The organism is Sinorhizobium mexicanum (assembly GCF_013488225.1).
Lineage (GTDB): Bacteria > Pseudomonadota > Alphaproteobacteria > Rhizobiales > Rhizobiaceae > Sinorhizobium > Sinorhizobium mexicanum.
On record NZ_CP041241.1, the window covers coordinates 1,872,416 to 1,895,873 of the forward strand.

The window sequence follows — 23,458 nt, forward strand, 5'->3', positions numbered from 1 at the left end:
GATCACGCGAACCCATAGCGCCGCGCGTCATATCAGACGCGCAAAGGACGCTGCTGCATGTTTCTATCCCTAAATCGGCTACGACTTAAGAAACATGCAGTGGCGAGGTCACGTGACCGGTTCTGATAGGCAGGAGTGGAATGCGGCCGCCGCTCAATGCCCGCCGCAGCAGCAGTCGCAGCCGGAAGCCTCGTGACGCCCGATTTCGACGCGCCATACGTCGGGCCCCTGTTCCAGATACTCCCAAAAGAATTCGCCGGGATGTCTCGCTTCGAGCTGGTAGTGCAGCGGTCGCGGGTCGTGGTCATTGACGAGGATGAGGGAACCACCCGCGGCGAGAGCATTCAGCATGCCGAAAATTTTCGGGTGACGCTCCACCGGCGGAATGGTCCGGACGTCGATGAAGGGCTTTGATTCCGTTTCTGCAGTTGTCATGAGGGATCCGTTCGCCGCCGCCGACATTGTTCGCTTCTCAGGGGCAAGGCGGCGTGATCGCCCCGGATTTGAGAAAACTAGTCGGGCCGGCAACGCTGCATTTTGTCGAAGCGCAAACAAATTCCGGATTGAGCAACACGCCTACTGCAGCGTCGCGCGGGGGCAAAGGACGCTGTGCACTTCGGATCGCTGCACCGTTTTTCCTTAAATCGGCGACGAAGGAAACATGCAGTACTTGGCTTTTCGCAAAGAACGGGCCGGGATCGCATCCTAGAGTCGGGTCATGAATTCTTACATGACCATAGGAACCGCCATGCACGCCTCAATCCTGCAGAAATACGGCGAAATGCGCCTGCCGCGCTACACAAGCTATCCGACCGCCCCGCGTTTCGCGGACACGATCGATCACGAGACCTATTCCGAATGGTTGGCGGCGATACCACGCGAGCAAGACGTATCGCTCTATCTGCACATCCCCTTCTGCCGTTCGATGTGCTGGTATTGCGGGTGTCACACCACGATCACCCGGCAGGACGATCCGATCCTCGACTATCTCGCCGTCTTGAAGGACGAGATCCGGATGGTGGCGGACCGCACGCAGCAACCTCTTCCGATCGGCGAGGTGCACTTCGGCGGAGGCACGCCGACGATCATCGAGCCGGAAGAATTCCTTGCCCTGATGAACCTGTTGCGCGAGCAATTCTCCTTTGCCGGCTCAACCGGCATCGCGGTCGAGATCGATCCGCGCCGGCTGACGGTCGAGATGGCGGAGGCGCTCGGCGCCGGCGGCGTCACCCGCGCCAGCCTCGGCGTGCAGAGTTTCGATCCGGTCGTCCAGAAAGCCATCAACCGCATCCAGAGCGAGGCACAGACGGCCGACGCCGTGCATCATCTGCGCCGGTCCGGCGTCGAGAGCATCAATTTCGACCTGATCTACGGCTTGCCGCATCAGACCGTCGAGTCGTGCGTCGCGACCGCGCAGGCCGCCTTGGCGATGCGGCCGGAGCGTTTTGCCGTCTTCGGTTATGCGCACATCCCCTCCTTCAAGAAGCACCAGCGCATGATCGATGAGAACGCCCTGCCGGACGGTGCCGCCCGCAGTGCCCAGGCGATGGCCATCAGCGAGACTCTCGTCGCCGCCGGCTACCGGCAGATCGGCCTCGATCACTTCGCCCTGCCGCACGACGACCTCGTAAAAGCCCAGGATACCGGAAAGCTGCGGCGCAATTTTCAGGGTTACACGACCGACAACTGCGAGACGCTCATCGGTTTCGGCGCGTCCGCCATCGGCCGCTCGCAGGAAGGTTATGCGCAGAACGAAGTGGCGCCCGGCCTCTACGCCCGCCACATCGCGTCCGGCCGCCTGGCGACGGCGAAAGGATACCGCCTGACCGGCGAAGACCACATGCGGGCCGAGGTCATCGAACGGCTGATGTGCGACTTCAGCGCCGACGTCGCCGCGATCGCCGCGGCCCACGATTTCGACGCGCGTCCGCTTATCGACCAGAACGCCAAGCTCGCGGCACTTGCCGACGACGGCGTGGTTGACGTTGCCGGCGGCGTCATTCAGGTGCGGCAGGATCACCGTTTCGTCGTTCGTGCCGTCGCCGCCGCCTTCGACGCCTATCTCGAGCAGTCGCAAAGGACGCACAGCAAGGCTGCGTGAGGAAGGTTCGCGGCAGCAAAAGAAGAGGCCGGTGCGAACCCCGGCCCTTCACCAAATGTGGATCTTACGTTGATTTCCTGACGAACCGCTGCGGCGCAAAGGCTGAGGGTGTTTGTCTTGCTCAAGAAATCTGAAGTAGTGGAAAAATGCGTTTGCCTCACCCCAGGGTCTCAATAAAATGTGGGTCTTCATCCGCGCCGCGGCCTGACAGGCGAGACCTCACGGCCAGTCATGGAGGAGCGGGATGGCAGAACCGGGGAGCAATGCACCCCGAGGGCAAGCGGACTGCGCACTCGAGGTGTTCGCCGAGACAGTTATCATTCGTCGCGATCCAGCCGGCGGGCTCGACGCGTCCGTGATCGAGGAAATCGTACCACCAGGCGTGGCTGCACCGCTGCACCGCCATAGCCGGGAGGATGAAGTCTCCTATGTGATCGAGGGCACATTTCGAATCTGGCGTGGTGATGACGTGTTCGACATCGGTCCTGGCGGTATCGCACTGTTACCCCGCCATCAGGTCCACTCCTTCAAGAATATTGGCACCGCCCCCGGACGCCTCCTGACCGTCATTCTACCCGCAGGCTTTGAACGCTTTTTCGAGGTGGTTGCCCAGCTCGGTTTGGGAGACGAGAACCTGGACGAGATCGCGACCGTCGCGGCGGACCAATTTGGACTCGAGATAATGGGTCCGCCGCCGGACTGAGGTGCGGTCCATGGCGAAGGCCTGTGGCTGTTGCACAGACATTCAACCACGAAACCACATCTCAGTTAGGGCTGGGCTGGGCTGCGGTGCGGACCGGGCCATTCCGTGGCTCCTCCGTCGCCCCTATCCGGCGAGCCCGCGATAGATGGCGGGGAGTGCGGCCGGTAGCCGGGCAATGTTGCCGACCATGGCATAGCCGTTCTGGCCGAACATCGTCGGCACATAGGATCGCGCCTCGCGGTCGACCGTGACGGCAAATGTGCTGATCCCGCTTCGACGCGCCTCCGACACGGCACGCCGGCTGTCTTCCAGCGCGAAGCGCCCCTCGTAGTGGTCGACGTCGTTCGGCTTGCCGTCGGTTAGCACCAGAAGCAGTTTCTTGCGATTTGGCTGCTTGTGGAGTTCGGCCGAGGCATGCCGGATCGCGGCGCCGATGCGGGTGTAATAGCCGGGCTTGAGCGCGGCGATCCGCGCCTCGACGAGACCGCTCATCGGCTCATCGAAAGCTTTGACGGTTTCCACCCGCACCCAGTCGCGCCGGCGCGACGTGAAGGTCAGGATCGAATGGTTGTCGCCGCAGGCGGCCAGGCCATGCGCCAGGATCGTCAACGCCTCCTTCTCGACATCGAGAACGCGGTGATTGTCCGACCAGGAATCGGTCGACAGCGACACGTCGACAAGGATGGTGACGGCAAGGTCATGCGCCTGCGGCCGGCTCATCAGGTGAATGCGATCGCTTCCCTGGCCGCCTGCCGCAAGATCGGTGCGTGCGCGAACTACGGCATCGAGATCGAGGTCGGCGCCGTCCATCTGCGCGCGCAGGATCTCATGACGCGGTCTGAGCACCTCGAACTGGCGCCGCACGCGACGAATGAGGCTTTGCGTCTCGGATGTCAGTTCGGCGCGGTCGGCGAGCGCGGAAGCGGGGGAAGCCAACACGCGGCAATGGTCCTTGAGATAGGTACCGGTGCGGTAGTTCCACTCCGGATAAGTGTGTTCGGCCGTCAAGGGTGTGACGTCGACCGCCTCGGGCGGCAGGTCCAGATCGAACCGGAAGCGTGCGCTCGGGCGCCCCTTCCGTTCGCCGAGCGTCATCTCGTCCAGCTCTTCCGCCGCCTTCGCGTCGTGGTCGTCGCGGTCGTCGGCAGGCCGGTCGACATTGACCATCTCCGACATCGCGAGGATCTTCTCGAAGCGGTTGAGAATGAAGGGGCTGCGGTCGCCCTTGCGATTCTCGGCGTTCTCTCGGGCCGCGACATGGCGTTCGGTCTCGACGGCGGGCGACGCTGCCCTGCCCTGCGCCGGCTCATCGTCTTCGCGCCGCGTCTCGGTTTCGGCGCGCACCAGCGCATCCGGCCAGAGCGGCAGAGGCAGCATCGGCAGGTAGCCGGGCGGTGTGCGATGCGGGAAGATGACGGGCAAGGTCTTGTCCGGCTCCCCCGCGGCCTTCCGCAACATGCCGAGAATGCGGTTTTCGACATGCTGTTCTATGGATGGCAGCGTGCCTCGGGTCCGCTCCGCAAGGACGGCAGCCGCCAGCCGGCGGTAACGCGCGCGCATGCCCGGAAACGTGCCCAACACGGCAGCGACCGTTACTTCCGCACGGGCGAGTGCGGCAAGATCGCAGCGGAGCAGATCGGCCTCCGCCAGCGGTTCCAGCGACATCGTCGCCATGTAGGCGACAAGCCAGAAATAGAGGTCGCGGTTGAGGTCCCTGTCCGGGAAAAGATCGATCTCCGCCGGCAGCATCAGCGATGCGTGATCGCGCCCGGGCTGCACCAGCTTCTCTTCCCCGAGCCCCACCCTCTGGCGCCATTTCAACCTGTGGCCCGAGGTACGCCCACGCGCCGGGGCGATCTGCACTGCGCTCTCGCCGCCGTGTCCGCGGAACGAGATCGCGAGCACCGGCAGGAGATCGGCGAGCTGCACCGCGTGCTCCGGGTGGCGCCGCCACGTGCGCGTGTTGCCGATGAAGCGGTGCCAGGCACGGCCGACCGTTTCTTCCAGTTCGAGGAAATCGAGCATCGCCAGGACCTCAGGCTATCAGGGAATCGGCCACTTCCAGCAGCGCTGCCCTGACGTCCGGCTCGTCGGTCAGGGGTTCTATCATGGCGGCTCGAACTGCCTGCTTGGCCGGCATGCCGGCATCGATCAGCGAAGCGCAGTAGACGAGCAGTCGGGTCGAAACGCCCTCTTCGAGATCGTGGCCCTTGAGCACTCTCAGACGCGCGGCGAGATCGACGAGCCGGGCCACCTGCGCTTCCGCGAGGCCGCTTTCCGCCGAGACGACGGCGATTTCCTGAGCCTTCGGCAGGAAATCGAACTCGATCGCGACGAAACGCTGCCGGGTGCTCGGCTTCAGGCTCTTGAGGAGATTCTGGTAGCCGGGATTGTAGGAAACGACCAGCATGAAACCGGACGGCGCCTCGAGCATCTCGCCGGTGCGCTCCAAGGGCAACATGCGGCGATCGTCGGTGAGCGGATGCAGGACGACGGCGACGTCCTTGCGCGCCTCGACGATCTCGTCGAGATAGCAGATGCCGCCCTCGCGCACTGCGCGCGTCAGCGGTCCGTCGACCCAGATGGTGTCGCCACCCTTCAGCAGATAGCGGCCGGTGAGATCCGCGGCGGCAAGATCGTCATGGCAGGAAACGGTCGAAAGCGGCAGGCCGAGTCTTGCCGCCATATGGCTGACAAAGCGCGTCTTGCCGCAGCCGGTCGGGCCTTTCAGCAAGAGCGGCAATTGCCGGACCCAGGCAGTTTCAAACAGCGCGCATTCATTGCCGAGCGGACTGTAGTGCGGAATGTCGGCGGTTGGGAGGGTGGCGTTCGGCAGGACGAAATTCATTTTGGTCTCCGTGACAAACAGTCGAAGCAAGCGGAAAGACCGACCCCGACGTGTTGTCGGGGCCAGTCATGTAGGTCATTCGGCGGGCTGGATCGAAGCGCTGAGCCGTTCGCTGCGTTCCCGGCCGGGAACCAGCACGGCCCAGATGAACATCAGTGCCGAGACGAGGACGACCGCACCGGAGCCGAGGCGGATCCAGTAGAACAGCGCCAGCTGGTCCTGCACGTCCATGTAGCTTTCGCCAAGCACACGCTGCAGGTGAACCTGAAGGATGCCTGCGAAGGTGAGCGCGAAGGTCATCACCGACATGGCGGTGCACATCGCCCAGAAGCTGACGATCGAGAGCCACTGGTTGTAGGGCTGGCGGCCGCGGATTTCCGGGATCGCATAGGCCATCACCGCCAGGTTCAGCATCACATAGGCGCCGAAGAAGGCGAGGTGGCCGTGGGCCGCAGTCACCTGCGTGCCGTGGGTGTAGTAGTTCACCGAAGACAGCGTGTGCAGGAAGCCCCAAACGCCGGCGCCGAAGAAGGCCATCACCGAGCAGCCGATCGACCAGAGAAGGGCAGCGCGGTTCGGGTGCTTGCGCCCGGCCTTCCAAGTCATCACGAAGGTGAAGATCACCATGGTGAAGAACGGTGCGACTTCGAGCGTCGAGAAAAGCGAGCCGATCCACTGCCAGTAGCCGGGGGCGCCGATCCAGTAGTAGTGGTGACCGGTGCCGAGGATGCCCGAGAAGAGCGCCAGGCCGACGATGACGTAGAGCCACTTCTCGACGACCTCACGGTCGATGCCGTTGAGCTTGATCATCAGGAAGGCGAGCACCGATGCCATGATCAGTTCCCAGACGCCTTCAACCCACAGGTGGACGACATACCACCAGTACATCTTGTCGAGCGCCAGGTTCATCGGGTTGTAGAAGGCGAACAGGAAGAAGATCGCAACGCCCCACAGGCCGAAGATCAGGATGTTGGTAACCGTCGTCTTGCGGCCTTTGAGAACGGTAAGCGTGATGTTGTAGAGGAACATCAGCGCCACCACGACAATGCCGACCTTGATCGCGAAGGGCTGCTCGAGAAACTCGCGGCCCTCGTGAATATGGAAAAGGTACCCCACCACCGCGACGGCCGCCGCGATCAGGAACAGCCAGAACTGGGCGACGGCAATCTTGGTGCTGTAAAGCTCCGTTTCCGCTTCCTCTGGCAGGAGATAATAGGTGGCGCCCATGAAGCCCATCAGCAGCCAGACGATCAGCGCATTGGTGTGCACCATGCGCACGATGTTGAACGGCAGGAGCTCGGAGAGCGTGTTGGGCAGGACGTAGATGGTGCCGGCGAGAACACCGAACAGCACCTGGGCGAGAAACAGGCCGAGTGCGCCATAAAAATAGAGCATCGCGACCTTCTGGGTCTGGTATTTCATGGTTCTTTACTCCAATCGCAACGCTTAGCCGGCTTCGTTCGGTGGCCAGTTCTGGGTCTTGATGCGGCTCGTCCACTCCAGGAAGTCGGCGAGATCGTTGAGCTCCTGTTCGGTGAGGTTGAACTGCGGCATCTGCCTGCGCCCTTCGACGCCGGAGGGTTGCGCCGCCATCCAGGCCTTCAGCGTCTCGCGCGCGCCGTCCGGATCCTTGTCGCCGCCCCAGCGCTTCCAGACATTGCCGAGTTCTGGCGCGAAATAGGCGCCTTCGCCGAGAAGCGTGTGGCAGTTGATACAGGAGTTCTTTTCCCAGACGTGCTTGCCGCGCGCGACGGAGTCCGTCAGCGTCGTCTCGTCCGTCGAGCTCGTTTTCATGTAGTAGTGGCTATGGGCGGTCAGCCCGACGAATATTGCAAAGAAGAAGAAGGACCCGCCGTAGAAGACGTTTCGGGCCCCGGTCTTGGTGAGGCGTTCTGCCATCACGTGGTCCTTTCGATTTCAGATGGCCGCGAAAGCGTGGCCGGCTTGATCTGATCCCCTCCCCGTTTGGCGCCGCCTGTGGCGGAGCCGACGAATGTCCGGGGCACGATCCATGTCTATGGATTTCCCGCGCGCGTTCTTTGCGTTTCGGCAAACAAGGAGAGCGGTTTCAAACGGATGGCATGCTGGTGGCAAACAGCTTCGCCGCTGCCACCAGCGCAAGGATCAGCGGCCAGACGAGAAGCCCGCGCCGCATCGCGGCCGGACCGGAGCGCAGGCCCATGAAATCCAGGATGATCAGTCTGGACTTGATGAGTGCCAGGACGAGAACGGCGGAAACGACGACAGGGGCACGGCCTTGAAAGGCGACGGCCAACATGCCCGAAAGCACGATGGCAACGAGCACGATCCAGGTTCGAGCGAGTTGGTTTCGATTGCGGTCCGTCATGACGTCATACCAGATAGATGATCGGAAACATCACGATCCAGATGAGATCGATGACGTGCCAGAGGGTTGTTATCAGGGTTACGTTGCCGGGCGTCGGGCGCCAGACTACGAGAAGCAGGATCAGGCCGCCGAACACCACATGCAGCAGGTGGAAGCCGGTGATCAGGAAATAGAGCTCGAAGAAGGCCCCGAACCGGGCAAGGTCGCCGCTTGCCAGTTCACCGCTATATTCCGTGAGCTTGATCGCGACGAAGACGAAGCCGAGCAGGGCAGCCAGGACGAGGGCACGCCGGCGCCCGCCGGGTAGAGCGAATTTGCGCGCGGCGAGCGCAGCCTGCCACCCGCTCGTCAAAAGCACCAGCGTGTTGATGCCCGCGAGCAAGGGGTTGAGTTCGTTTCGCCCGGCAGCAAAAGCGTCGGCCTGCAGGAAACCGGTGACGAGGAAGGCCACGAGCAGAATGCCGAAGGCCGCGAGTTCGCTCCAGACCAGAATCCAGAGCAGAAGCTCATCTGCGGGCGCTTCCTCTCCCGCTTCGATATCAGATGTTACCCGTGCATCCATGCCGCCTCTCCCTTGATCGGAAACGATCGGCACTTAGGCGGGCCGGCAAAGCGATGTCTTTGACATTTCGCAAGGAAGCATGACCAAAAACCGGATATCGGCGAGGGCAACTAAGAGCGGGATGAGGGCAAGTGGCGCGGTTTTCCGCCCGCGTCCCGCGTCTCAACTTATTGGAATCGATCACGTTTATGATTTTGTGCCGATTCGACCCAAAATCATCGTGATCCAGGAGTTCTTCGATGACAGACGCACAGATCGGCCTTTCGGTCGCTACCCCCATCATCATCGTTTTCGCCCTCGTCCTGCACCGCATGGGCGTGCTGCAGCGCACCGGCACGGTCTCGGCCGTCCTGTTCTCGATCGCGATTGCCGTGGTGCTGTTTCTCGACCGCTAGAAATCCAGGGTGCCGCGGTTTTCCGTCCGGAGTAGCGTCGCGTCGATCGGACTTGCGATATGTCAAAGAAGCGAGCCGGCTCGACGGCTAGACGATTGCACCAGGATAAATCGACTGGAGCCCGGCTGATGGCTGGAAGAGAGACAATGCAACGAAGCCGCATGCTGGAAACCGGCTATGACGCGCTGTTGGAATTATGTGATCGGCTGGAGGCAATCGCCGACGCCTTGCCGAACGCAATCGATGTGACGCGCTACGATGAGATCGCGAACACGCTGGTACCGACGCTTGGCAGCCTGCACGAACTGGAGGAACAAGTCCTCTTTCGGCAACTTCGCTTGCAACCGGACGGTCGCAACGTCACGACGCTGATCGAGCGTCTTCGCGCGGAGCACGCACATGATGAGAAAGCCGCGGCGGATGTCGCCGAGGTCCTGCGCGAGCTGCTTCACGGTCGCTGCCGGCTAAGCTGGGACGCGATCGGCTATATGCTGCGTGCCCTCTTCGAGAGCCTTCGCCGCCATGTCGCGACCGAGCGCCTGCTGCTTGTCGAGAGCCGCCGGGGTGCCTGTCATGCGTGAATTTTTGCTGGCCTTCGCTGTCTTTCTCGCGCTGCACATGGTGCCCGCCATGCCGAAGCTTCGCGAGCGACTCATTCAGCGGCTGGGCCGAAAAAGTTATTTCGCCGGCTACTCGCTGCTGTCGACCCTAGCGCTCGTCTGGGTCTTCCACGCGGCGCTGACACTTGATTTCATACCGCTCTGGGACCCGGCACCATGGCAGGCCTGGGTGACGTTCGTACTCGCACCGCTTGGTATTTTCCTCGTTCTTGCGGGCCTCTTCAGCGAGAACCCGCTTTCCGTCTCGATCTTTCAGGGTATCGGACGGATGGGGGCGATCGTCGGCATCACGCGCCACCCGGTGCTCTGGGGGTTCCTCCTCTGGGCAGCGGGACACGTCGTGCCGAACGGCGATGTTCGCTCGCTCGTGCTCTTTGGCGGTTTCGCGCTCTTTGCCGCGAGCGGTTTCCTGATGGTTGAGCGGCGCGCACGCCGTCGCCTGGGCGACAAGTGGCCAAGCGCTGCCGCCGGCACGTCGATCTGGCCCTTCGCCGCGATCCTCAGTGGCCGCGCCCGCTTCCGTCTCGATCCGGTCCTGGTGCTGTCGGCCTTCGCCACGGCCGCAATCACGCTCTGGCTGCTTGCGGGCGGCCACTACGCCCTCTTCGGCGCCGATCCGCTGCTGCAAGCCTTTCCGATTTATTGAACCTGCCACCCGGACGTTCGCCCGGCCGGCTTTATCCCTGCCAAGCTTCCGCGAGCGGCGCGATCGGCAGCGCCAGAAGATCTATGGCTCGCGCGGCGAGATGATCGACGATTGCCTCGACGCTTGCCGGCCGGTGATAGAATCCCGGCACCGGCGGCATGACGATCGCACCCATTTCAGTGACGGCGCACATGTTGCGCAGGTGCCCGAGGTGGAGCGGCGTCTCGCGCGTCATCAGCACCAGCCGTCGGCGTTCCTTCAGATGTACGTCGGCGGCGCGGACGAGGAGATTGTCGGCAAGTCCATTGGCGATCGCCGCCAGCGTGCGCATCGAGCAGGGTGAGACGATCATGCCGGCGGTCGGAAAAGACCCGCTGGCGATCGCCGCGCCGATGTTGTCGTGATCGTAGACTCGATCGGCCTTTTCGAGCATTCGCAACAGCGCGTCCGGCCCCACCTCGTGGCTCAATGTCCGGTGTGCCGCCGGCGACATGACCAAATGCGTCTCGACCCCGTCGATCCGCGCAAGTCGTTCGGCGATGCGCAACGGGATGGCTGCTCCCGAAGCGCCGGTCACGCCGACGACTATCCTCAATCTTCCCGTCATTGGCGGTCTCCCAGACCCAGCTCGGCCCACATCCGGTCCACATCGGCCTTCACCTCCGGCGACATGTCGAGCACCTTCCCCCACTCGCGGTCGGTCTCCGCACCGATCTTGGTGGTCGCATCGAGCCCGAGCTTGCCACCGAGACCGGAGCGCGGCGAGGCGAAGTCTAGATAGTCGATCGGCGTGTCGGCGACGATCGTCACGTCACGGCTTGCGTCGAAGCGCGTGGAAAGCGCCCAGACGACATCCGGCCAGCTGCGCACATTGATGTCGGGATCGACGACGATGATGAGCTTCACGTAGCTGAACTGCGGCAGCATCGACCAGAGTCCCATCATCAACCGCTTCGCCTGGCCCGGATAACGCTTGTCGATCGCCACGACCATTGCCCGATAGGAGCAGGCCTCAGGCGGCAGCCACAGATCGACGATTTCCGGAAACTGCTTCTTCACCAGCGGCACGAACAGCACGTTCATCGCTTCGCCAAGACGCGACGGTTCATCGGGCGGCCGGCCGGTATAGGTGGAAAGATAGATCGGATTTCGGCGCATCGTGATCGCCGAAAGCGTCATTACCGGGAAGCGGTCGACGGAGTTGTAATAGCCGGTATGATCGCCGTAGGGCCCTTCGTCCGCCGTCTCGACGGCGGACACGGTGCCTTCGAGCACGATTTCCGCGTTTGCCGGCACCGGAAGCGGCACCGTCCGGCCTGCAGCCAACGGCGTTCGGCGCCGGCGAATGAGTCCTGAAAAATTGAGTTCGCTCAATCCGTCCGGCAACGGCATCACCGAGGCAAGGATGGTGGCCGGATCCGCACCGACCGCAACCGCGACCGGCATGTCCCGGCCCTGTCGCTGCCAAAGGCGGTGATGGCGTGCGCCGCCGCGGTGAGCGAGCCAGCGGACGATCGCGCGGTCTTTGCCCAGAACCTGCATGCGGTAGATGCCGACATTGATGTCCGTCGGATCGTCCGGCGCCATGGTGATGACGAGCGGCCAGGTGATGAGCGGCGCCGGCTCGCCCGGCCAGCACCACTGGATCGGCAGGTTCGCAAGATCGAGCTCCGGACCGCTCCAGACGATCTCCTGGCACGGCGCTCGGCTATGATGCTTCGGCCGCATCGAGAGCGCGGAGCGCAGCAACGGCAGCTTCTCCCAGGCATCGCGCAGCGATCCCGGCGCACGGGGATCACGCAGCTCCGCGAGTTCCTGGGCAAGGAAGGGTAATCCGCCCGGCGCCAGACCGAAGCCGCGCTCGATCCGCGCTTGCGCGCCAAACAGGTTGGCGAGCAGCGGAATTGCGTGCACGCGGCCGGAAGCATCGACCGGCTTTTCGAACAGGAGCGCTGGTCCGCCCGATGCAAGGACGCGCCTGTGGATTTCGGTCACTTCATGGACGAGCGAGACCGGCCGCGAAATCCGCTTGAGCTCGCCGGCGCGCTCCAGCGCCAAAGCAAAATCCTGAAGCGAGGCGAAGTGCTCTGCGAGACGGAAGTGTTTGTTCATGCCGCCTCTTTGTGCCGGTGATTTCCGCCTGTCTTTGATGTGGGACAAACACGGGCGACGGCAGCCGGCTAACATCGGGAGAACGTTCACACAGTTCGCAGGCCCCTCATGACCGTTCCCACAGCGATGGCCGTTCCGCTCCGGCTCATCCCCATTCCCGCCATTGAGCGGGCGACAAGGCTCGTCTTCTCCCACGTCATGGCGCGCCATCCCGGCCTTTTCGATCGCCTCGGCGAACACGCGGCCAAGCGGTATGGCTTCATTCCGTCCGACCTGCCGGTCGGTTTCCTGGTCGAGCCTGCCAAGAACCGTATATCCGTACACCGCAAGCCCAATGTGCCGGTGACCGATGCTTCCGTCACGGGCGGCTTCGTCCTTCTCCTCGGCCTGCTCGAAGGCCGGCTCGACGGTGACGCCGTTTTCTTCTCGCGTGACCTGACGGTAACCGGCGACATGGAAGCGATGCTGGCGCTGCGCAATGCGCTCGACGACTGCAACATCGACCTGCCCTCCGACATCGGCAGCCTCGCAGGCCCCTTCGCACCGCTGATCCGGCGGGCCGCAGCTGAGATCAGAAGCCGCGTCCTGCCCAGGGAGGCCGGCCAATGGAACTGATCTGCCCGGCCGGCACGCCGGCCGCCTTCCGCGAAGCCGTCGATGCCGGAGCCGATGCCGTCTATTGCGGTTTTCGTGACGAGACCAATGCCCGCAACTTCCCGGGGCTGAACTTTTCCCGCGACGAGCTGAAGGCGGCGATCGCCTATGCCCGTCAGCATGGAGCGATGACCTTCGTTGCCATCAACACCTTCATGCGCGCCGGTCGCGAAAAACTCTGGCACGAAGCGGTGGACGATGCCGTGCGCCTCGGGGCCGACGCCGTCATCCTCGCCGATTTCGGTTTGATGGCCTATACCGCCGAGCGCTATCCCGACCAGCGCCTGCACGTATCGGTCCAGGCCTCCGCCGCCAACGCGGATGCGGTCAATTTCCTGGTCGAGACGTTTCGGGCAAAGCGCGTCGTGCTGCCGCGCATCCTCACCATACCCGACATCGCCCGCCTCGCGCGGCAGATCCGCTGCGAGATCGAGGTTTTCGTCTTCGGCGGGCTCTGCGTGATGGCTGAGGGGCGGTGTTCGCTCTCCTCCTATGCGACCGGCAAGTCGCCGAACATGAACGGTGTCTGTTCTCCGGCGAGCCACGTCCGCTACCGCGAGGATGGACGCGAACTCGTCTCCGAACTCGGCGATTATACGATCAATCGCTTTCCCGCCGGCGAGGCGGCTGGTTATCCGACGCTCTGCAAGGGACGCTTCAACGTCGCGGACGAACGCGGCTACGCCTTCGAGGACCCGGTTTCGCTCGACGTGATGGACCACGTCGACCTGTTGCGCGAGGCCGGCGTCAGCGCGCTGAAGATCGAGGGACGCCAGCGCGGCAAGGCCTATGTCGCCGAGGTCGTGTCGGTGATGCGCCGCGCGGTAGCCGCCGATGCCGCCGAGCGGCCGGCTCTCATCTCGCGCCTGAGACTCTTGAGCGAAGGCCAGCGGACGACGTCCGGTGCCTATGAAAAGCGCTGGAGGTAGATCATGACCGTCACCACGCTTCCAAGCCTCAGCCTTGGTCCGGTTCTCTACCTCTGGGATGGACCGAAATGGCGCGATTTCTACTTCCGCATCGCCGACGAGGCGCCGATCGCGCATGTGGTCATCGGCGAAACGGTCTGCTCGAAGCGCCTGCATTTCATCGAGCCGCATGTCGGCGAGGTTGTCGAGCGGCTGGAACAGGCGGGAAAGAGCGTCAGCCTCTCCTCGCTGTCGCTGGTCACGCTCGAACGCGAAAGCCAGCTGGTGCGGGCTCTCGCGCGCGACAGCGCGCACCCGGTCGAAGCCAACGACCTGTCTGCGCTCGGGCTGCTTGCCGGCAAGCCGCATTCCATCGGACCGTTGATCAATGTGTATAACGGCGCGACCGCGCGGCTGCTCGCCTCACGCGGTGCGACGAGCATCTGCCTGCCACCGGAACTGCCGATGACATCCGTGCGCGAGATCGTCCGCGATGCGCCCGGCGTGGCCTTCGAGATATTCGCGTTCGGGCGAGTCCCGCTGGCGATCTCGGCCCGCTGCGCGCACGCCCGGTCCAAGGGACTGGTCAAGGATAATTGCCAGTTCATCTGCGGCGACGACCCGGATGGCCTAGTGGTCGAAACGCTCGACCGTCAGCCTTTTCTCGTCCTGAACGGCGTACAGACCGTCTCGCACACATGCCAGGCGCTTATCCAGGAACTGCCGGAACTGGCGGCCGCCGGCATTTCGCGGATCCGCCTTTCGCCGCAGGACTGCGACATGGTCTCCGTCGCCCGGGCATTCGACGATGCAATCGCCGGCAGGTCCGCCCCCGCCGATGCCATCGCCCGTCTTCAAGAGGCCTATCCCGGTACGCGCCTTTCGAACGGGTTCCATTACGCCCAGCAGGGTGCCGCCTGGATCGCGGGCAACGCATCAACTTAGCCGGAGTCTCACCATGACACGTGAATTCGACATGCTCGCAGATGAAACCACACACGATGAGAATCTCGTGACGGTCATCAGCCAGATCCGCAGGTTGATCGATGGCGCTTCGCTCGAATGCGGCTGCCGTACACGCGTCGACGAATTGCTGCTTCGCTTCGAAAGCCTGACGGCGAGGCAACGCGAAAAGCGCATACTCGACCAGGCCCGGCGCCAGCGGCGCCGCATCGCCACGATCATGGAACTGCTTCACGAGCTTGACGAGATCGGCTATGGGGATGCCGACCGCAGCGTGCTGGTGGAAGCGCGGCTGCTTTTCGAGGACATCGCCGAAGCTGCGCTGCAAGGCGCGCGGCTGCTCAATGTCGCCGCCCTACCGAGTTCGAAGGCAGGTGTGCGATGAAGATGGTTAGGCTTTCGGGGCTGGGCCCACTGGAGACGGAGAATGAAGCTTCCGTTGCGTATCCTTTGCCTGTGCCTTGGCTGGCTGATGGTCGCATTCGCCGTCGCCGGCGTGTTCCTGCCGCTATTGCCCACCACTCCTTTCCTGCTCTTGGCGGCGGGCCTGTTCGCCCGGGCCTCTCCCCGGCTTGAACGCTGGCTTCTCGAGCATCCGGTTTTCGGCCCCTCGCTGCGCCTCTGGCGCGAAAAGGGTGCGATCACGGCGAGATCGAAGTACACCGCCGTCGCCCTGATCGCCGCAAGTTTCGGTCTCTTCTGCCTTTTCAGCGCGCCGGACGCGATGCTTGCGGCCATCGTCGCGGCCGTGATGGCGCTCCCGGCCGCCTTCATTCTCACACGACCGAGCAATTGAGTGCCGCTAAAGCGGCCTTGGAGCGGGATAAGGAAAAGTGCGTGCGGTTTTCCGCCCGCATCCCGCTCTATTACCCGCTCTATTAGAATCGATCACGTTCATGACTTTAGGTCGATCCGACCTGAAATCATCGTGATCTAGAGCATCCCGCTTTCAAGTGGAATCACTGAAAGCGGATAAGATGCTCTAAGGATCAAAGTGCTCGAGCGTCCTTTGTGCGTTCACTTGAACGCACGGCGCTCTAGAAGGCGCTCGCGTGCAATTCCTTCATTGCCCGACGCAGTTCGTCGATCGGAGTTGAACTGGTGGCGGTTTCGCCTTCCAGTTCCCGCGGTACCTTCCAGCCCGGATCGATGCCCTCCATGTTCGGGAGCTCGTGGGCGATGCCCTTGTGGCAATCGATGCAGGTTGCCCGGCCGGGAAGCAGGTAGCGGGTGTGAATCGCCGCCGCCCGTTCCGTCTGCCTCTGCAGGTCCATCGCCACGGACGAATGGCAATTGCGGCACTCGAGACTGTCGTTTGCCTTCAGCCGCGCCCATTCATGCTGGGCGAGTTCCAGCCGATGCTCGAGGAATTTCGGGCGGGTATTGATCGTCCCGAAGATCTTGCCCCAGACCTCCTTCGACGCCTGCATCTTGCGGGCGATCTTGTCGGTCCAGCGATGCGGCACATGACAGTCCGGACAAGTCGCTCTGACCCCGGAGCGGTTGGAGAAGTGGATCGTCCGCGTCAGCTCCTGATAGACGTTGTCGCGCATCTCGTGGCAGGAGGTGCAGAAGGCCTCGGTATTGGTGAGCTCGAGCGCGGTGTTGAAGGCACCCCAGAACATCACGCCGCCGACGAAGCCGCCAAGCGTCAGAAAGCCGAGGCTCAGTGTTCCTGCCGGCGTGCTGACGACGCGCCACGCCCAGAGGACGACTTTCCTGATCCATTCCATCGCGTCACTCGCTTCCCGCAGGCTTGGCGCCCAGCTCGCTCATATCCTTGAAGGTATTGCCGACAAGTGGCTTGGCGTCGGCCTGCGGCACATGGCAGGCGGTGCAGAAGTAACGCCTTGGCGAAACGTCCGCGAGCATCTGGCCCTCGCGGGTCATGTAGTGCGTGACGCTGATCATTGGCGCGCCGGATTCCTGGGTGAACTCGCGCCTGTGGCAGGAGAGGCACCGGTTGGTGTTGACCGAGAGCTGATAGCCCTCGATCGAATGCGGGATGACCGGCGGCTGGTCAGGATAATTGCGCTCCTTGCGAACGTCATCGGTGATCCACTTGGGCAAGGGCGCCGCGGGGCCGGTCTCCATCGCGGGAGACCGCCCCACCAGTTGTGGCATGACCGTCGGTATCACCTGGGCAATCGCGGTTGTCGTGACGAACAGCAAGAGTCCTGCCACGACCACCATCCATTCAGGCCGTCTCAGACGGCGACGGGTATAATCTTGACCGCGCATTTTTTGAAATCCGTCTGTTTGGAGATGGGATCCGTGGCGTCGAGGGTAACTTTGTTTATGAGCTTGCTGGCGTCGAACCACGGAACGAAGATCACGCCCGGCGGCATGCGGTTGCGACCACGCGTATCGATACGGGCGCGCATCTCGCCGCGCCGGGAAACGACCCGGACTTCGGCGCCCTGATTGATGCCGCGCTTGCGGGCATCGTCGGCGTTCATGAAGCAGACGGCGCCCGGGAAGGCCCTGAAGAGCTCGGGAACACGCAAGGTCATCGAACCGGAATGCCAGTGCTCCAGCACGCGGCCGGTCACCAGCCAGATGTCGTATTCCTCATCGGGCGATTCGGCCGGCGGCTCGTAGGGCACGGCGATGATGACCGCCTTGCCGTCCGGCTGGCCGTAGAAGTTCACGCCCTCCCCAGGCTTGACGAAGGGATCGAAACCCTCGCGATAGCGCCAGAGCGTCTCCTTGCCGTCGACCACCGGCCAGCGCAACCCGCGCACCTCGTGGTACATGTTGAAGGGTGCGAGATCGTGGCCGTGGCCGCGCCCGAAGGTGGCATATTCCTCGAACAAGCCCTTCTGGATGTAGAAATCGAAGGCCTTGGCCTCCTGGTTGTCGTAGGCCGGATCGATCTCGCTGAGAGGAAAGCGATCCACTTCGCCGTTGCGGAAGATCACGTCGAACAGGGTCTTGCCGCGATATTCGGGGTTCGACTCGAGAATGTCGGCCGGCCAGACCTCGTCGGTCGTAAAGCGCTTGGAGAATTCCGCGATCTGCCAAAGGTCCGAGCGGGCCTCGCCGGGAGCCTGGACGAGTTGGCGCCAGACCTGGGTGCGACGTTCGGCATTGCCGTAGGCACCCTCCTTCTCCACCCACATGGCGGCCGGCAGGATCAGGTCGGCACTCATCGCGGTGATCGTCGGGTAGGCGTCCGAGACGACAATGAAGTTGTCGGGGTTGCGATAGCCCTGCCAGGTCTCGTTGCTGGTATTCGGTGCAGCCTGGATGTTGTTGTTGACCTGCACCCAGTAGAAATTGAGCTTGCCGTCCTTGAGCATGCGGTCCTGCAGGACGGCATGGTAGCCCGGCTTGTCGGGGATAATCCCCTTCGGGATGCGCCAGATCTCCTCGGCACGCTCCCGATGTTTGGGATTGGTCACCGTCATGTCGGCCGGAAGCCGATGGGCGAAGGTTCCGACCTCGCGCGCGGTGCCGCAGGCCGACGGCTGGCCGGTCAGCGAGAACGGGCTGTTGCCGGGCTCCGAGATCTTTCCCGTCAACAGGTGAATGTTATAGACCATCTGGTTTGCCCAGACGCCGCGCACATGCTGGTTGAAGCCCATGGTCCAGAGCGACATGACCTTGCGGTCGGGATCGGCATAGAGTTCCGCCAACTGCTCCAGGAAGCCGGGATCGACGCCGGTCAATTCCGCCGTCTTCTCCAATGTGTAATCGGAAACGAATGCCTTGAAGGCTTCAAAGTCGATCGGTTCCATCTTGCCCGGATCGGCCGCGTTGGGAGCCGCCTTTTCCAAGGGATGTTCCGGTCGCAGGCCATAGCCGATCTCGGTTACGCCGCGCACGAATCGCGTGTGGCGCTGCACGAAGTCCTGATTGACGCGACCGGTCTGGATGATGTGATTGGCGATATAATTGAGGATCGCCAGATCCGTTCCCGGCGTGAAGATGATCGGGATGTCGGCCAAGTCCATGCTGCGGTGGGTAAAGGTGGAAAGCACGGCGACGCGGACATGAGGTTGCCCCAGTCTGCGGTCAGCGACCCGCGTCCACAGGATCGGGTGCATTTCGGCCATGTTCGAGCCCCACAGCACGAAGGCGTCGGCGTGCTCGAAATCGTCATAGACACCCATCGGCTCGTCCATGCCGAAGGTGCGCATGAAGGCATAGGCGGCCGATGCCATGCAGTGGCGGGCATTGGGGTCGAGATTGTTGGAGCGAAAGCCGGCGCGCATCAGTTTCGTCGCCGCATAGCCCTCGAAGATCGTCCACTGTCCGGAGCCGAACATGCCGACGGCCGTCGGTCCCTTCTCCTTCAGAACTCTCTTCGCCTGCTCCGCCATCACGTCGAAGGCTTCGTCCCAGCTCACCGGCTCGAACTCGCCGTCCTTGGCGTAAGCGCCGTTCCGCTTGCGCAGGAGCGGCGTTTTCAGCCGATCGGCGCCATACATGATCTTCGAGAGGAAGTAGCCCTTGATGCAGTTGAGGCCGCGGTTGACCTCGGCCTGCATGTCGCCGTGCGTGGCGACCACCTGCCCTTCCTTCACGCCCACCATCACGCCGCAACCGGTGCCGCAGAAACGGCATGGCGCCTTCGACCATTTGATCTCCAGCGCGGTCACGCCGCCGGGAACAGGTTGCGCTGCGGCAGGAAGCGCGATGCCAGCGGTGGCCGCCGCTATGCCGGCCGCATGGGCCTTGAGGATGTCACGCCGCGTCAGTTCGCCGGTCATTGCCGATCGTCTCCTCTTTCTCGACATGCTCGAACACGATGTTGGCCGCCACCACGCCTTCCAGCATGGAAATCTGCGACAGGCACTCGCCGAGCATGCCCGTGCTCGTTCCTTCGATGACCACCACGATCTTGCCGCCCTGGTGGCCGTAAACCTCGACATTGCTCATTTGCGAAAGCATCGCCAAAACCTCGTCCTCCATCGCCGGAACGGCGACGATGACAGCGCTTGAGACGTGATAATTGCCCGGTGTGTCAGACATCGGCCCCCTCCTGGTTCCGCGCGCCGAGCTCGACGGCGGCGACCGGACAGATGCCGACGCAGGCGCCGCAGCCGCTGCAGGCTTCCTCGTCGACGACCGGCAGAAAAGGTCCGCCGATCCGCGGCTGGAAGCGGATCGCCTGCTCCGGACAGCTATCGCGGCAGGACTGACAGGCGACAGCGTTCTTCGCCAGACAGTGATCGGCGATCGCCGCCACATGCTGAAAGCGCGTCACGTCGGCAAACTGAAAGACCGGCTCCGGACAGGCGCTCCGGCATTCACCGCAGAAGGTGCACTCGCCAATGAAAAAATCGAGGGACGGTCTGTTGCCGGCAAGGCTGATGATGTGCGTCGGACAGGCGTCCACGCAGCGGCCGCAACCGGTGCAGGCGGCAAGACTCTCGGGCGTCACGCCCGGCGGACAGATCCGTTCGGGCGCGGGCGCGCCGCGGCGGAAGAGCAGGTCTCGTCTGGAAATCGTCGCAACAGCCATGACGCACCTCAATGCGGCGCCGGCGGCGGACCGGGCGGTCCGAAGACGAGCTGCAGCATCCAGACGATGAAGCCATAGCCGCCGACGACGGCGACGGCGAGCAACGGCCAGATGCCGAAGGCCAGTATCAGAAATGTCAGAAGTTCACGTCGTCGGGATTGTGGCGGCGGCGCCACCACCTGCTGCGGAGATAACTCTGACACGCCAACACCCCCGTTGATGTCACCCGCCAGCATAGTAACAATCCCTGTCAGGAAAGAAAGGGAAATAAACTAAACTCTAGTGCTCAAGAATAGAAATAACATCTATCAATTCAATGAGATATTCTGACCCGGGCAAATTTGGGGTTTTCTTCGGCTGAGCGGTCGTAGCATTTGGCATTTTCGAAAATACGCAGATGCTACAACGCCAGCGCGTGGAAACATGGCCGCCTGCTGAACCAACAAAGAAAGGGCCGGTGCGGCGTTCACGCCGCACCGGCCCTTTAAGATTTTGGCCTCTACGATTCCGCTGGTGGATGACGCCCGCTGTCGATGGACGCCGCCGCTTAAAGGGCCAGCGCTGCGAGGGCGGCGTTGAGACGCTCCTGCGCCTTCTTCGGGTTCTTCGCGCCCTTCGCCGCGTCGAGATTGGCCGGGCTGTCGCCCACCTGTACGACGCCCACCATGCCCATGCCGTAATGCGGCGTGCACTTCACGCCATAGAGGCCCGGAGTGGTGAACGTGACCTTGTAGTTCTCGCTGACCTTGCTCTTCAGCGTTTCGGCGCCATCCGGCAGCATGCCCTTGATCGTCTCGACGTTGTGGCCCTTGTCGGTCGGGATGAAGGTCACGGTATCGCCCGCGGCGATCTTCAGCGATGCAGGCTCAAAGACCATTACGCCGTCCTTGCCCTTGTTGAGCATGTGCACTTCAAAGTCTGCCGCAAGCGCAGGGGTGGTGATCAGCATTGCCACCGCGGCGAGGCCAAGGCCCTTCTTCATCATCGTCAGCATTTCATCTTCTCCGTTGAACCACCGAGCCCTTGCCCGTGGTTGTCGCCCCGGAAATAGGCCGATGCCGACCTGCCGACTTTGACGCGCGTCAAATAACGCGACGATGGTGGCGAGGGCCGCCTTCGCTCGTGGATGTGAACGCACACGAGCGCGAGGCTATGGCAATCGTGGTTGCTGCCGTTTGAGCCCTAAACAGGATTGTCGGCAGGGATTCTTTCTGGCCGGAGATCCCGGAGATCATTGACAGGTTTCGTTTGTCGGATTAAAACTGACGAAATTCGAAAATCGTCAGTCATAATTCGTGAGATGAAATGAGCGAACTCGCAGACACCGGCGTCGACGCCGCCAGGCAGGAAAACGTGACGCGGATCCTCGATTCCGCCGAGCGGCTGTTCCGCCATTACGGCTACAGCAAGACGAATGTGGCCGACATCGCCCGCGACCTCGAAATGTCGCCGGCCAACATCTATCGCTTCTTCGCGTCGAAGACGGAGATCCACCAGGCGCTTTGCGCGCGCATGCTGGCCGCGAGCTATGGGCAGGCCTTCGAGACGTCCCGTCTGCCTTTGAGCGCCTCCGAGCGGCTCCGCCGTTACGCACAAGGGCAGCACAAGATGACGGTCGAGACCATGCTCGACGAGCAGAAGGTCCACGAAATGGTCGTCGTCGCCATCGAGCGGGACTGGCACGTCATCGAGAAGCACATCGACCGCATGGACGGGCTCCTCGCCGACATCATCCGCGAAGGCATCGCAGCCGGCGAGTTCGCCGATCAGGACCCGGAAAAGGCCGCGCGCTGCTTTGGCGCCAGCATCGTCACGCTCTGCCATCCGCAGATCGTCGCCCAGTGTCTCGCGAAGGAAAACCGCGCAACGCCCGACGAGCTGATCGAATTCGCGATCAGTGCACTGAAGAAATAATCGAGCCAGACATAATCGAGCCGCGGGGCGGCAGACAGGATCAGGAGTGCCAGAGATGTTTTCACCAAAGGCCCTCGAAATGAGAACCCCGGTCGCCGCCAAGCTCGCGGCCGCGCTTGCCATCGCCGTCGCCCTCTCCGCCTGCTCGGAAGAGAAGGTCGAGACCAGGGAGATCATCCGGCCGGTCAAGGTCGTCGAGATCGCCGCGGGCGGCAATCACCGCGAACTCGACTATTCCGGTTCGGTGAAGGCGCGCACGGAGATGAATCTCGGCTTTCGCGTCGGCGGCAAGATCACCGAAAGGCTCGTCAATATCGGCGACCGGGTGAAGCCGGGCGACCTGCTCGCCCGCATCGACCCGACCGATTACGAGCTCGCCGTAAAAAGCGCCGTAGCCAACCTCGCTGCCGCTGAGAAGCAGGTGGAAACGACGGCGCTCACCAAGATGCGGGCCGAGCAGCTCTTCACCCGTGAATTCTCGTCCAAGGCTGAGCTCGATCAGGCGACGCTTCTCTATGATCAGGCGGTCTCCACGCGGGACGCCGCCGCCTCGTCGCTCGATCAGGCCAGGAACCAGGTCGCCTACAGCGATCTGAAATCCGACCAGAACGGCATCGTCACCGCGATCAACGCCGATATCGGCCAGGTCGTCGGCACCGGCACGCCGGTGGTGACCGTCGCCGTCGATGGTGAAAAGGAAGTGCAGATCGCCGTGCCCGAGATGGATATCTCCGAATTCAAGCCGGGCAAGACGGTCGAGGCGCGCTTCTGGTCGGACGACGCGCTCGTGCTCGACGCCCATGTACGCGAAGTCTCCGGCAGCGCGGACCAGCAGTCGCGGACCTTTTCCGTGCGCGTCAGCCTGCCGACCGACGCGCGCGTGCTGCTCGGCATGACGGCCACGATCGAGGCGGTCGCGGCCAATGCTGGGCCCTCGGTTTCCATCCCGTTGAGCGCGCTTGCCGAGAAAGACGGCCGGAAGGTGGTCTGGGTGGTCAATCCTGACAGCTCGACCGTGCACGCGCGCGACGTCAAGCTCGCCGAATTCAGCGGCGATGGCGTTCGCATCGCCGAAGGGCTTAAGCAGGGCGATCTCGTCGTTGCCGCCGGCACGCAATTCATGACGGAAGACCTGAAGGTGAAGCTACCGGCAGCCGAACAGCAGGCGGCGCTGACCGAAACCGGCGAAGTCCTTCGCTAACCCTCCAATTACCG

Annotated in this window: 28 protein-coding genes; 12 read left to right on the forward strand and 16 right to left on the reverse strand. The window is 62.9% G+C overall.

From position 1 onward, the window contains the following. Positions 1–153 precede the first annotated feature (153 nt). Complete coding sequence (locus FKV68_RS32645; RefSeq protein WP_180943027.1) at positions 154–435, reverse strand: DUF2249 domain-containing protein; 282 nt, start codon at positions 433–435, stop codon at positions 154–156. Between the two features lie 313 nt (positions 436–748). Here FKV68_RS32645 and hemN point away from each other — a divergent pair, with 313 nt between their 5' ends. Both hemN and FKV68_RS32655 read left to right on the forward strand, forming a co-directional pair. Beyond that, on the forward strand, positions 749–2,101 hold the full coding sequence (gene hemN / locus FKV68_RS32650) for an oxygen-independent coproporphyrinogen III oxidase (RefSeq protein ID WP_180944001.1): 1,353 nt from the start codon (positions 749–751) through the stop codon (positions 2,099–2,101). A 244-nt stretch (positions 2,102–2,345) separates the two neighbouring features. Further along, a complete protein-coding gene (locus FKV68_RS32655; RefSeq protein ID WP_180943028.1) occupies positions 2,346–2,804 on the forward strand; it encodes a cupin domain-containing protein in 459 nt (152 codons plus the stop codon). A 123-nt stretch (positions 2,805–2,927) separates the two neighbouring features. On the opposite strand, the gene FKV68_RS32660 is transcribed toward FKV68_RS32655, so the two are convergent. The 6 genes from FKV68_RS32660 to FKV68_RS32685 form a co-directional block, all read right to left on the reverse strand. Continuing rightward, complete coding sequence (locus FKV68_RS32660; protein ID WP_180943029.1) at positions 2,928–4,829, reverse strand: nitric oxide reductase activation protein NorD; 1,902 nt, start codon at positions 4,827–4,829, stop codon at positions 2,928–2,930. A gap of 10 nt (positions 4,830–4,839) precedes the next feature. Next, the gene (locus tag FKV68_RS32665) at positions 4,840–5,652 is read right to left on the reverse strand and encodes a CbbQ/NirQ/NorQ/GpvN family protein (protein WP_180943030.1); all 813 of its coding nucleotides are present in this window, start codon (positions 5,650–5,652) and stop codon (positions 4,840–4,842) included. A 75-nt stretch (positions 5,653–5,727) separates the two neighbouring features. After that, positions 5,728–7,074: a nitric-oxide reductase large subunit gene (locus tag FKV68_RS32670; RefSeq protein ID WP_180943031.1), complete on the reverse strand. Its 1,347-nt coding sequence runs from the start codon at positions 7,072–7,074 to the stop codon at positions 5,728–5,730. A gap of 24 nt (positions 7,075–7,098) precedes the next feature. Continuing rightward, the gene (locus FKV68_RS32675) at positions 7,099–7,551 is read right to left on the reverse strand and encodes a c-type cytochrome (protein WP_180943032.1); all 453 of its coding nucleotides are present in this window, start codon (positions 7,549–7,551) and stop codon (positions 7,099–7,101) included. 169 nt (positions 7,552–7,720) lie between these two features. Next, a complete protein-coding gene (locus FKV68_RS32680; protein ID WP_180943033.1) occupies positions 7,721–7,999 on the reverse strand; it encodes a cytochrome C oxidase subunit IV family protein in 279 nt (92 codons plus the stop codon). Positions 8,000–8,003: 4 nt separating this feature from the next. After that, positions 8,004–8,561 (reverse strand): cytochrome c oxidase subunit 3, encoded by a 558-nt coding sequence (locus FKV68_RS32685; RefSeq protein WP_180943034.1) that lies wholly within the window; start codon positions 8,559–8,561, stop codon positions 8,004–8,006. A 239-nt stretch (positions 8,562–8,800) separates the two neighbouring features. Between FKV68_RS32685 and FKV68_RS32690 the strand changes: the two genes are divergently transcribed. From FKV68_RS32690 to FKV68_RS32700, 3 genes are all read left to right on the forward strand, one after another. After that, the gene (locus tag FKV68_RS32690) at positions 8,801–8,956 is read left to right on the forward strand and encodes a hypothetical protein (protein ID WP_136506350.1); all 156 of its coding nucleotides are present in this window, start codon (positions 8,801–8,803) and stop codon (positions 8,954–8,956) included. Positions 8,957–9,102: 146 nt separating this feature from the next. Continuing rightward, positions 9,103–9,537 (forward strand): hemerythrin domain-containing protein, encoded by a 435-nt coding sequence (locus FKV68_RS32695; RefSeq protein WP_180943035.1) that lies wholly within the window; start codon positions 9,103–9,105, stop codon positions 9,535–9,537. After that, positions 9,530–10,222: an NnrU family protein gene (locus tag FKV68_RS32700; protein WP_180943036.1), complete on the forward strand. Its 693-nt coding sequence runs from the start codon at positions 9,530–9,532 to the stop codon at positions 10,220–10,222. Before FKV68_RS32695 ends, FKV68_RS32700 begins: the two co-directional genes overlap by 8 nt. Positions 10,223–10,253: 31 nt before the next feature. Here FKV68_RS32700 and FKV68_RS32705 read toward each other — a convergent pair whose 3' ends face one another. Beyond that, on the reverse strand, positions 10,254–10,829 hold the full coding sequence (locus FKV68_RS32705; protein WP_180943037.1) for a UbiX family flavin prenyltransferase: 576 nt from the start codon (positions 10,827–10,829) through the stop codon (positions 10,254–10,256). Then, on the reverse strand, positions 10,826–12,334 hold the full coding sequence (locus FKV68_RS32710) for a UbiD family decarboxylase (protein ID WP_180943038.1): 1,509 nt from the start codon (positions 12,332–12,334) through the stop codon (positions 10,826–10,828). The genes FKV68_RS32705 and FKV68_RS32710 overlap by 4 nt, the downstream gene beginning before the upstream one ends. A gap of 108 nt (positions 12,335–12,442) precedes the next feature. Here FKV68_RS32710 and ubiT point away from each other — a divergent pair, with 108 nt between their 5' ends. Genes ubiT through FKV68_RS32735 form a run of 5 tightly spaced genes read left to right on the forward strand, consistent with a single transcriptional unit; the run spans position 12,443 to position 15,655 of the window. Next, positions 12,443–12,949: a ubiquinone anaerobic biosynthesis accessory factor UbiT gene (gene ubiT, locus FKV68_RS32715; protein ID WP_180943039.1), complete on the forward strand. Its 507-nt coding sequence runs from the start codon at positions 12,443–12,445 to the stop codon at positions 12,947–12,949. Beyond that, positions 12,940–13,917: a ubiquinone anaerobic biosynthesis protein UbiU gene (gene ubiU / locus FKV68_RS32720; protein WP_180943040.1), complete on the forward strand. Its 978-nt coding sequence runs from the start codon at positions 12,940–12,942 to the stop codon at positions 13,915–13,917. The genes ubiT and ubiU overlap by 10 nt, the downstream gene beginning before the upstream one ends. A gap of 3 nt (positions 13,918–13,920) precedes the next feature. Continuing rightward, positions 13,921–14,841: a ubiquinone anaerobic biosynthesis protein UbiV gene (gene ubiV, locus FKV68_RS32725; protein WP_180943041.1), complete on the forward strand. Its 921-nt coding sequence runs from the start codon at positions 13,921–13,923 to the stop codon at positions 14,839–14,841. A 13-nt stretch (positions 14,842–14,854) separates the two neighbouring features. Continuing rightward, complete coding sequence (locus FKV68_RS32730) at positions 14,855–15,244, forward strand: hypothetical protein (protein ID WP_180943042.1); 390 nt, start codon at positions 14,855–14,857, stop codon at positions 15,242–15,244. 54 nt (positions 15,245–15,298) lie between these two features. Beyond that, a complete protein-coding gene (locus tag FKV68_RS32735) occupies positions 15,299–15,655 on the forward strand; it encodes a YbaN family protein (protein WP_180944002.1) in 357 nt (118 codons plus the stop codon). Positions 15,656–15,896: 241 nt separating this feature from the next. On the opposite strand, the gene FKV68_RS32740 is transcribed toward FKV68_RS32735, so the two are convergent. The 7 genes from FKV68_RS32740 to FKV68_RS32770 form a co-directional block, all read right to left on the reverse strand. Further along, a complete protein-coding gene (locus tag FKV68_RS32740) occupies positions 15,897–16,592 on the reverse strand; it encodes a NapC/NirT family cytochrome c (protein ID WP_180943043.1) in 696 nt (231 codons plus the stop codon). A 4-nt stretch (positions 16,593–16,596) separates the two neighbouring features. Beyond that, complete coding sequence (locus tag FKV68_RS32745) at positions 16,597–17,100, reverse strand: nitrate reductase cytochrome c-type subunit (protein ID WP_180943044.1); 504 nt, start codon at positions 17,098–17,100, stop codon at positions 16,597–16,599. Continuing rightward, positions 17,067–19,574, reverse strand: a complete 2,508-nt coding sequence (gene napA / locus FKV68_RS32750; protein ID WP_180943045.1) for a periplasmic nitrate reductase subunit alpha — start codon at positions 19,572–19,574, stop codon at positions 17,067–17,069. Before napA ends, FKV68_RS32745 begins: the two co-directional genes overlap by 34 nt. Then, positions 19,549–19,836: a chaperone NapD gene (locus tag FKV68_RS32755; RefSeq protein ID WP_180943046.1), complete on the reverse strand. Its 288-nt coding sequence runs from the start codon at positions 19,834–19,836 to the stop codon at positions 19,549–19,551. The genes napA and FKV68_RS32755 overlap by 26 nt, the downstream gene beginning before the upstream one ends. Then, positions 19,829–20,329, reverse strand: coding sequence for a ferredoxin-type protein NapF (locus FKV68_RS32760; protein ID WP_180943047.1), 501 nt, complete (start codon positions 20,327–20,329; stop codon positions 19,829–19,831). Before FKV68_RS32760 ends, FKV68_RS32755 begins: the two co-directional genes overlap by 8 nt. A gap of 8 nt (positions 20,330–20,337) precedes the next feature. After that, positions 20,338–20,532, reverse strand: a complete 195-nt coding sequence (napE, locus tag FKV68_RS32765; protein ID WP_246452735.1) for a periplasmic nitrate reductase, NapE protein — start codon at positions 20,530–20,532, stop codon at positions 20,338–20,340. Positions 20,533–20,876: 344 nt separating this feature from the next. Further along, positions 20,877–21,320, reverse strand: a complete 444-nt coding sequence (locus FKV68_RS32770) for a pseudoazurin (RefSeq protein ID WP_180944003.1) — start codon at positions 21,318–21,320, stop codon at positions 20,877–20,879. Between the two features lie 314 nt (positions 21,321–21,634). Here FKV68_RS32770 and FKV68_RS32775 point away from each other — a divergent pair, with 314 nt between their 5' ends. Together FKV68_RS32775 and FKV68_RS32780 are read left to right on the forward strand one after the other, a co-directional pair. Then, positions 21,635–22,243 (forward strand): TetR/AcrR family transcriptional regulator, encoded by a 609-nt coding sequence (locus FKV68_RS32775; RefSeq protein ID WP_180943049.1) that lies wholly within the window; start codon positions 21,635–21,637, stop codon positions 22,241–22,243. Positions 22,244–22,298: 55 nt separating this feature from the next. After that, complete coding sequence (locus FKV68_RS32780; RefSeq protein WP_180943050.1) at positions 22,299–23,444, forward strand: efflux RND transporter periplasmic adaptor subunit; 1,146 nt, start codon at positions 22,299–22,301, stop codon at positions 23,442–23,444. Positions 23,445–23,458: the final 14 nt, after the last annotated feature.

Bases quoted from the DNA above. Each gene is read 5' to 3' on its own strand.
- FKV68_RS32655 (WP_180943028.1), top strand. From the start codon at position 2,346: ATGGCAGAACCGGGGAGCAATGCACCCCGAGGGCAAGCGGACTGCGCA.
- FKV68_RS32710 (WP_180943038.1), bottom strand. From the start codon at position 12,334: ATGAACAAACACTTCCGTCTCGCAGAGCACTTCGCCTCGCTTCAGGAT.
- FKV68_RS32740 (WP_180943043.1), bottom strand. From the start codon at position 16,592: ATGGAATGGATCAGGAAAGTCGTCCTCTGGGCGTGGCGCGTCGTCAGC.
- hemN (WP_180944001.1), top strand. From the start codon at position 749: ATGCACGCCTCAATCCTGCAGAAATACGGCGAAATGCGCCTGCCGCGC.
- FKV68_RS32665 (WP_180943030.1), bottom strand. From the start codon at position 5,652: ATGAATTTCGTCCTGCCGAACGCCACCCTCCCAACCGCCGACATTCCG.
- FKV68_RS32670 (WP_180943031.1), bottom strand. From the start codon at position 7,074: ATGAAATACCAGACCCAGAAGGTCGCGATGCTCTATTTTTATGGCGCA.
- FKV68_RS32660 (WP_180943029.1), bottom strand. From the start codon at position 4,829: ATGCTCGATTTCCTCGAACTGGAAGAAACGGTCGGCCGTGCCTGGCAC.
- FKV68_RS32700 (WP_180943036.1), top strand. From the start codon at position 9,530: ATGCGTGAATTTTTGCTGGCCTTCGCTGTCTTTCTCGCGCTGCACATG.
- ubiT (WP_180943039.1), top strand. From the start codon at position 12,443: ATGACCGTTCCCACAGCGATGGCCGTTCCGCTCCGGCTCATCCCCATT.
- FKV68_RS32705 (WP_180943037.1), bottom strand. From the start codon at position 10,829: ATGACGGGAAGATTGAGGATAGTCGTCGGCGTGACCGGCGCTTCGGGA.
- ubiV (WP_180943041.1), top strand. From the start codon at position 13,921: ATGACCGTCACCACGCTTCCAAGCCTCAGCCTTGGTCCGGTTCTCTAC.
- FKV68_RS32775 (WP_180943049.1), top strand. From the start codon at position 21,635: ATGAGCGAACTCGCAGACACCGGCGTCGACGCCGCCAGGCAGGAAAAC.
- FKV68_RS32755 (WP_180943046.1), bottom strand. From the start codon at position 19,836: ATGTCTGACACACCGGGCAATTATCACGTCTCAAGCGCTGTCATCGTC.
- napA (WP_180943045.1), bottom strand. From the start codon at position 19,574: ATGACCGGCGAACTGACGCGGCGTGACATCCTCAAGGCCCATGCGGCC.
- FKV68_RS32645 (WP_180943027.1), bottom strand. From the start codon at position 435: ATGACAACTGCAGAAACGGAATCAAAGCCCTTCATCGACGTCCGGACC.
- FKV68_RS32780 (WP_180943050.1), top strand. From the start codon at position 22,299: ATGTTTTCACCAAAGGCCCTCGAAATGAGAACCCCGGTCGCCGCCAAG.
- ubiU (WP_180943040.1), top strand. From the start codon at position 12,940: ATGGAACTGATCTGCCCGGCCGGCACGCCGGCCGCCTTCCGCGAAGCC.
- FKV68_RS32695 (WP_180943035.1), top strand. From the start codon at position 9,103: ATGCAACGAAGCCGCATGCTGGAAACCGGCTATGACGCGCTGTTGGAA.
- FKV68_RS32680 (WP_180943033.1), bottom strand. From the start codon at position 7,999: ATGACGGACCGCAATCGAAACCAACTCGCTCGAACCTGGATCGTGCTC.
- FKV68_RS32685 (WP_180943034.1), bottom strand. From the start codon at position 8,561: ATGGATGCACGGGTAACATCTGATATCGAAGCGGGAGAGGAAGCGCCC.
- FKV68_RS32730 (WP_180943042.1), top strand. From the start codon at position 14,855: ATGACACGTGAATTCGACATGCTCGCAGATGAAACCACACACGATGAG.
- FKV68_RS32690 (WP_136506350.1), top strand. From the start codon at position 8,801: ATGACAGACGCACAGATCGGCCTTTCGGTCGCTACCCCCATCATCATC.
- FKV68_RS32760 (WP_180943047.1), bottom strand. From the start codon at position 20,329: ATGGCTGTTGCGACGATTTCCAGACGAGACCTGCTCTTCCGCCGCGGC.
- FKV68_RS32675 (WP_180943032.1), bottom strand. From the start codon at position 7,551: ATGGCAGAACGCCTCACCAAGACCGGGGCCCGAAACGTCTTCTACGGC.
- FKV68_RS32745 (WP_180943044.1), bottom strand. From the start codon at position 17,100: ATGCGCGGTCAAGATTATACCCGTCGCCGTCTGAGACGGCCTGAATGG.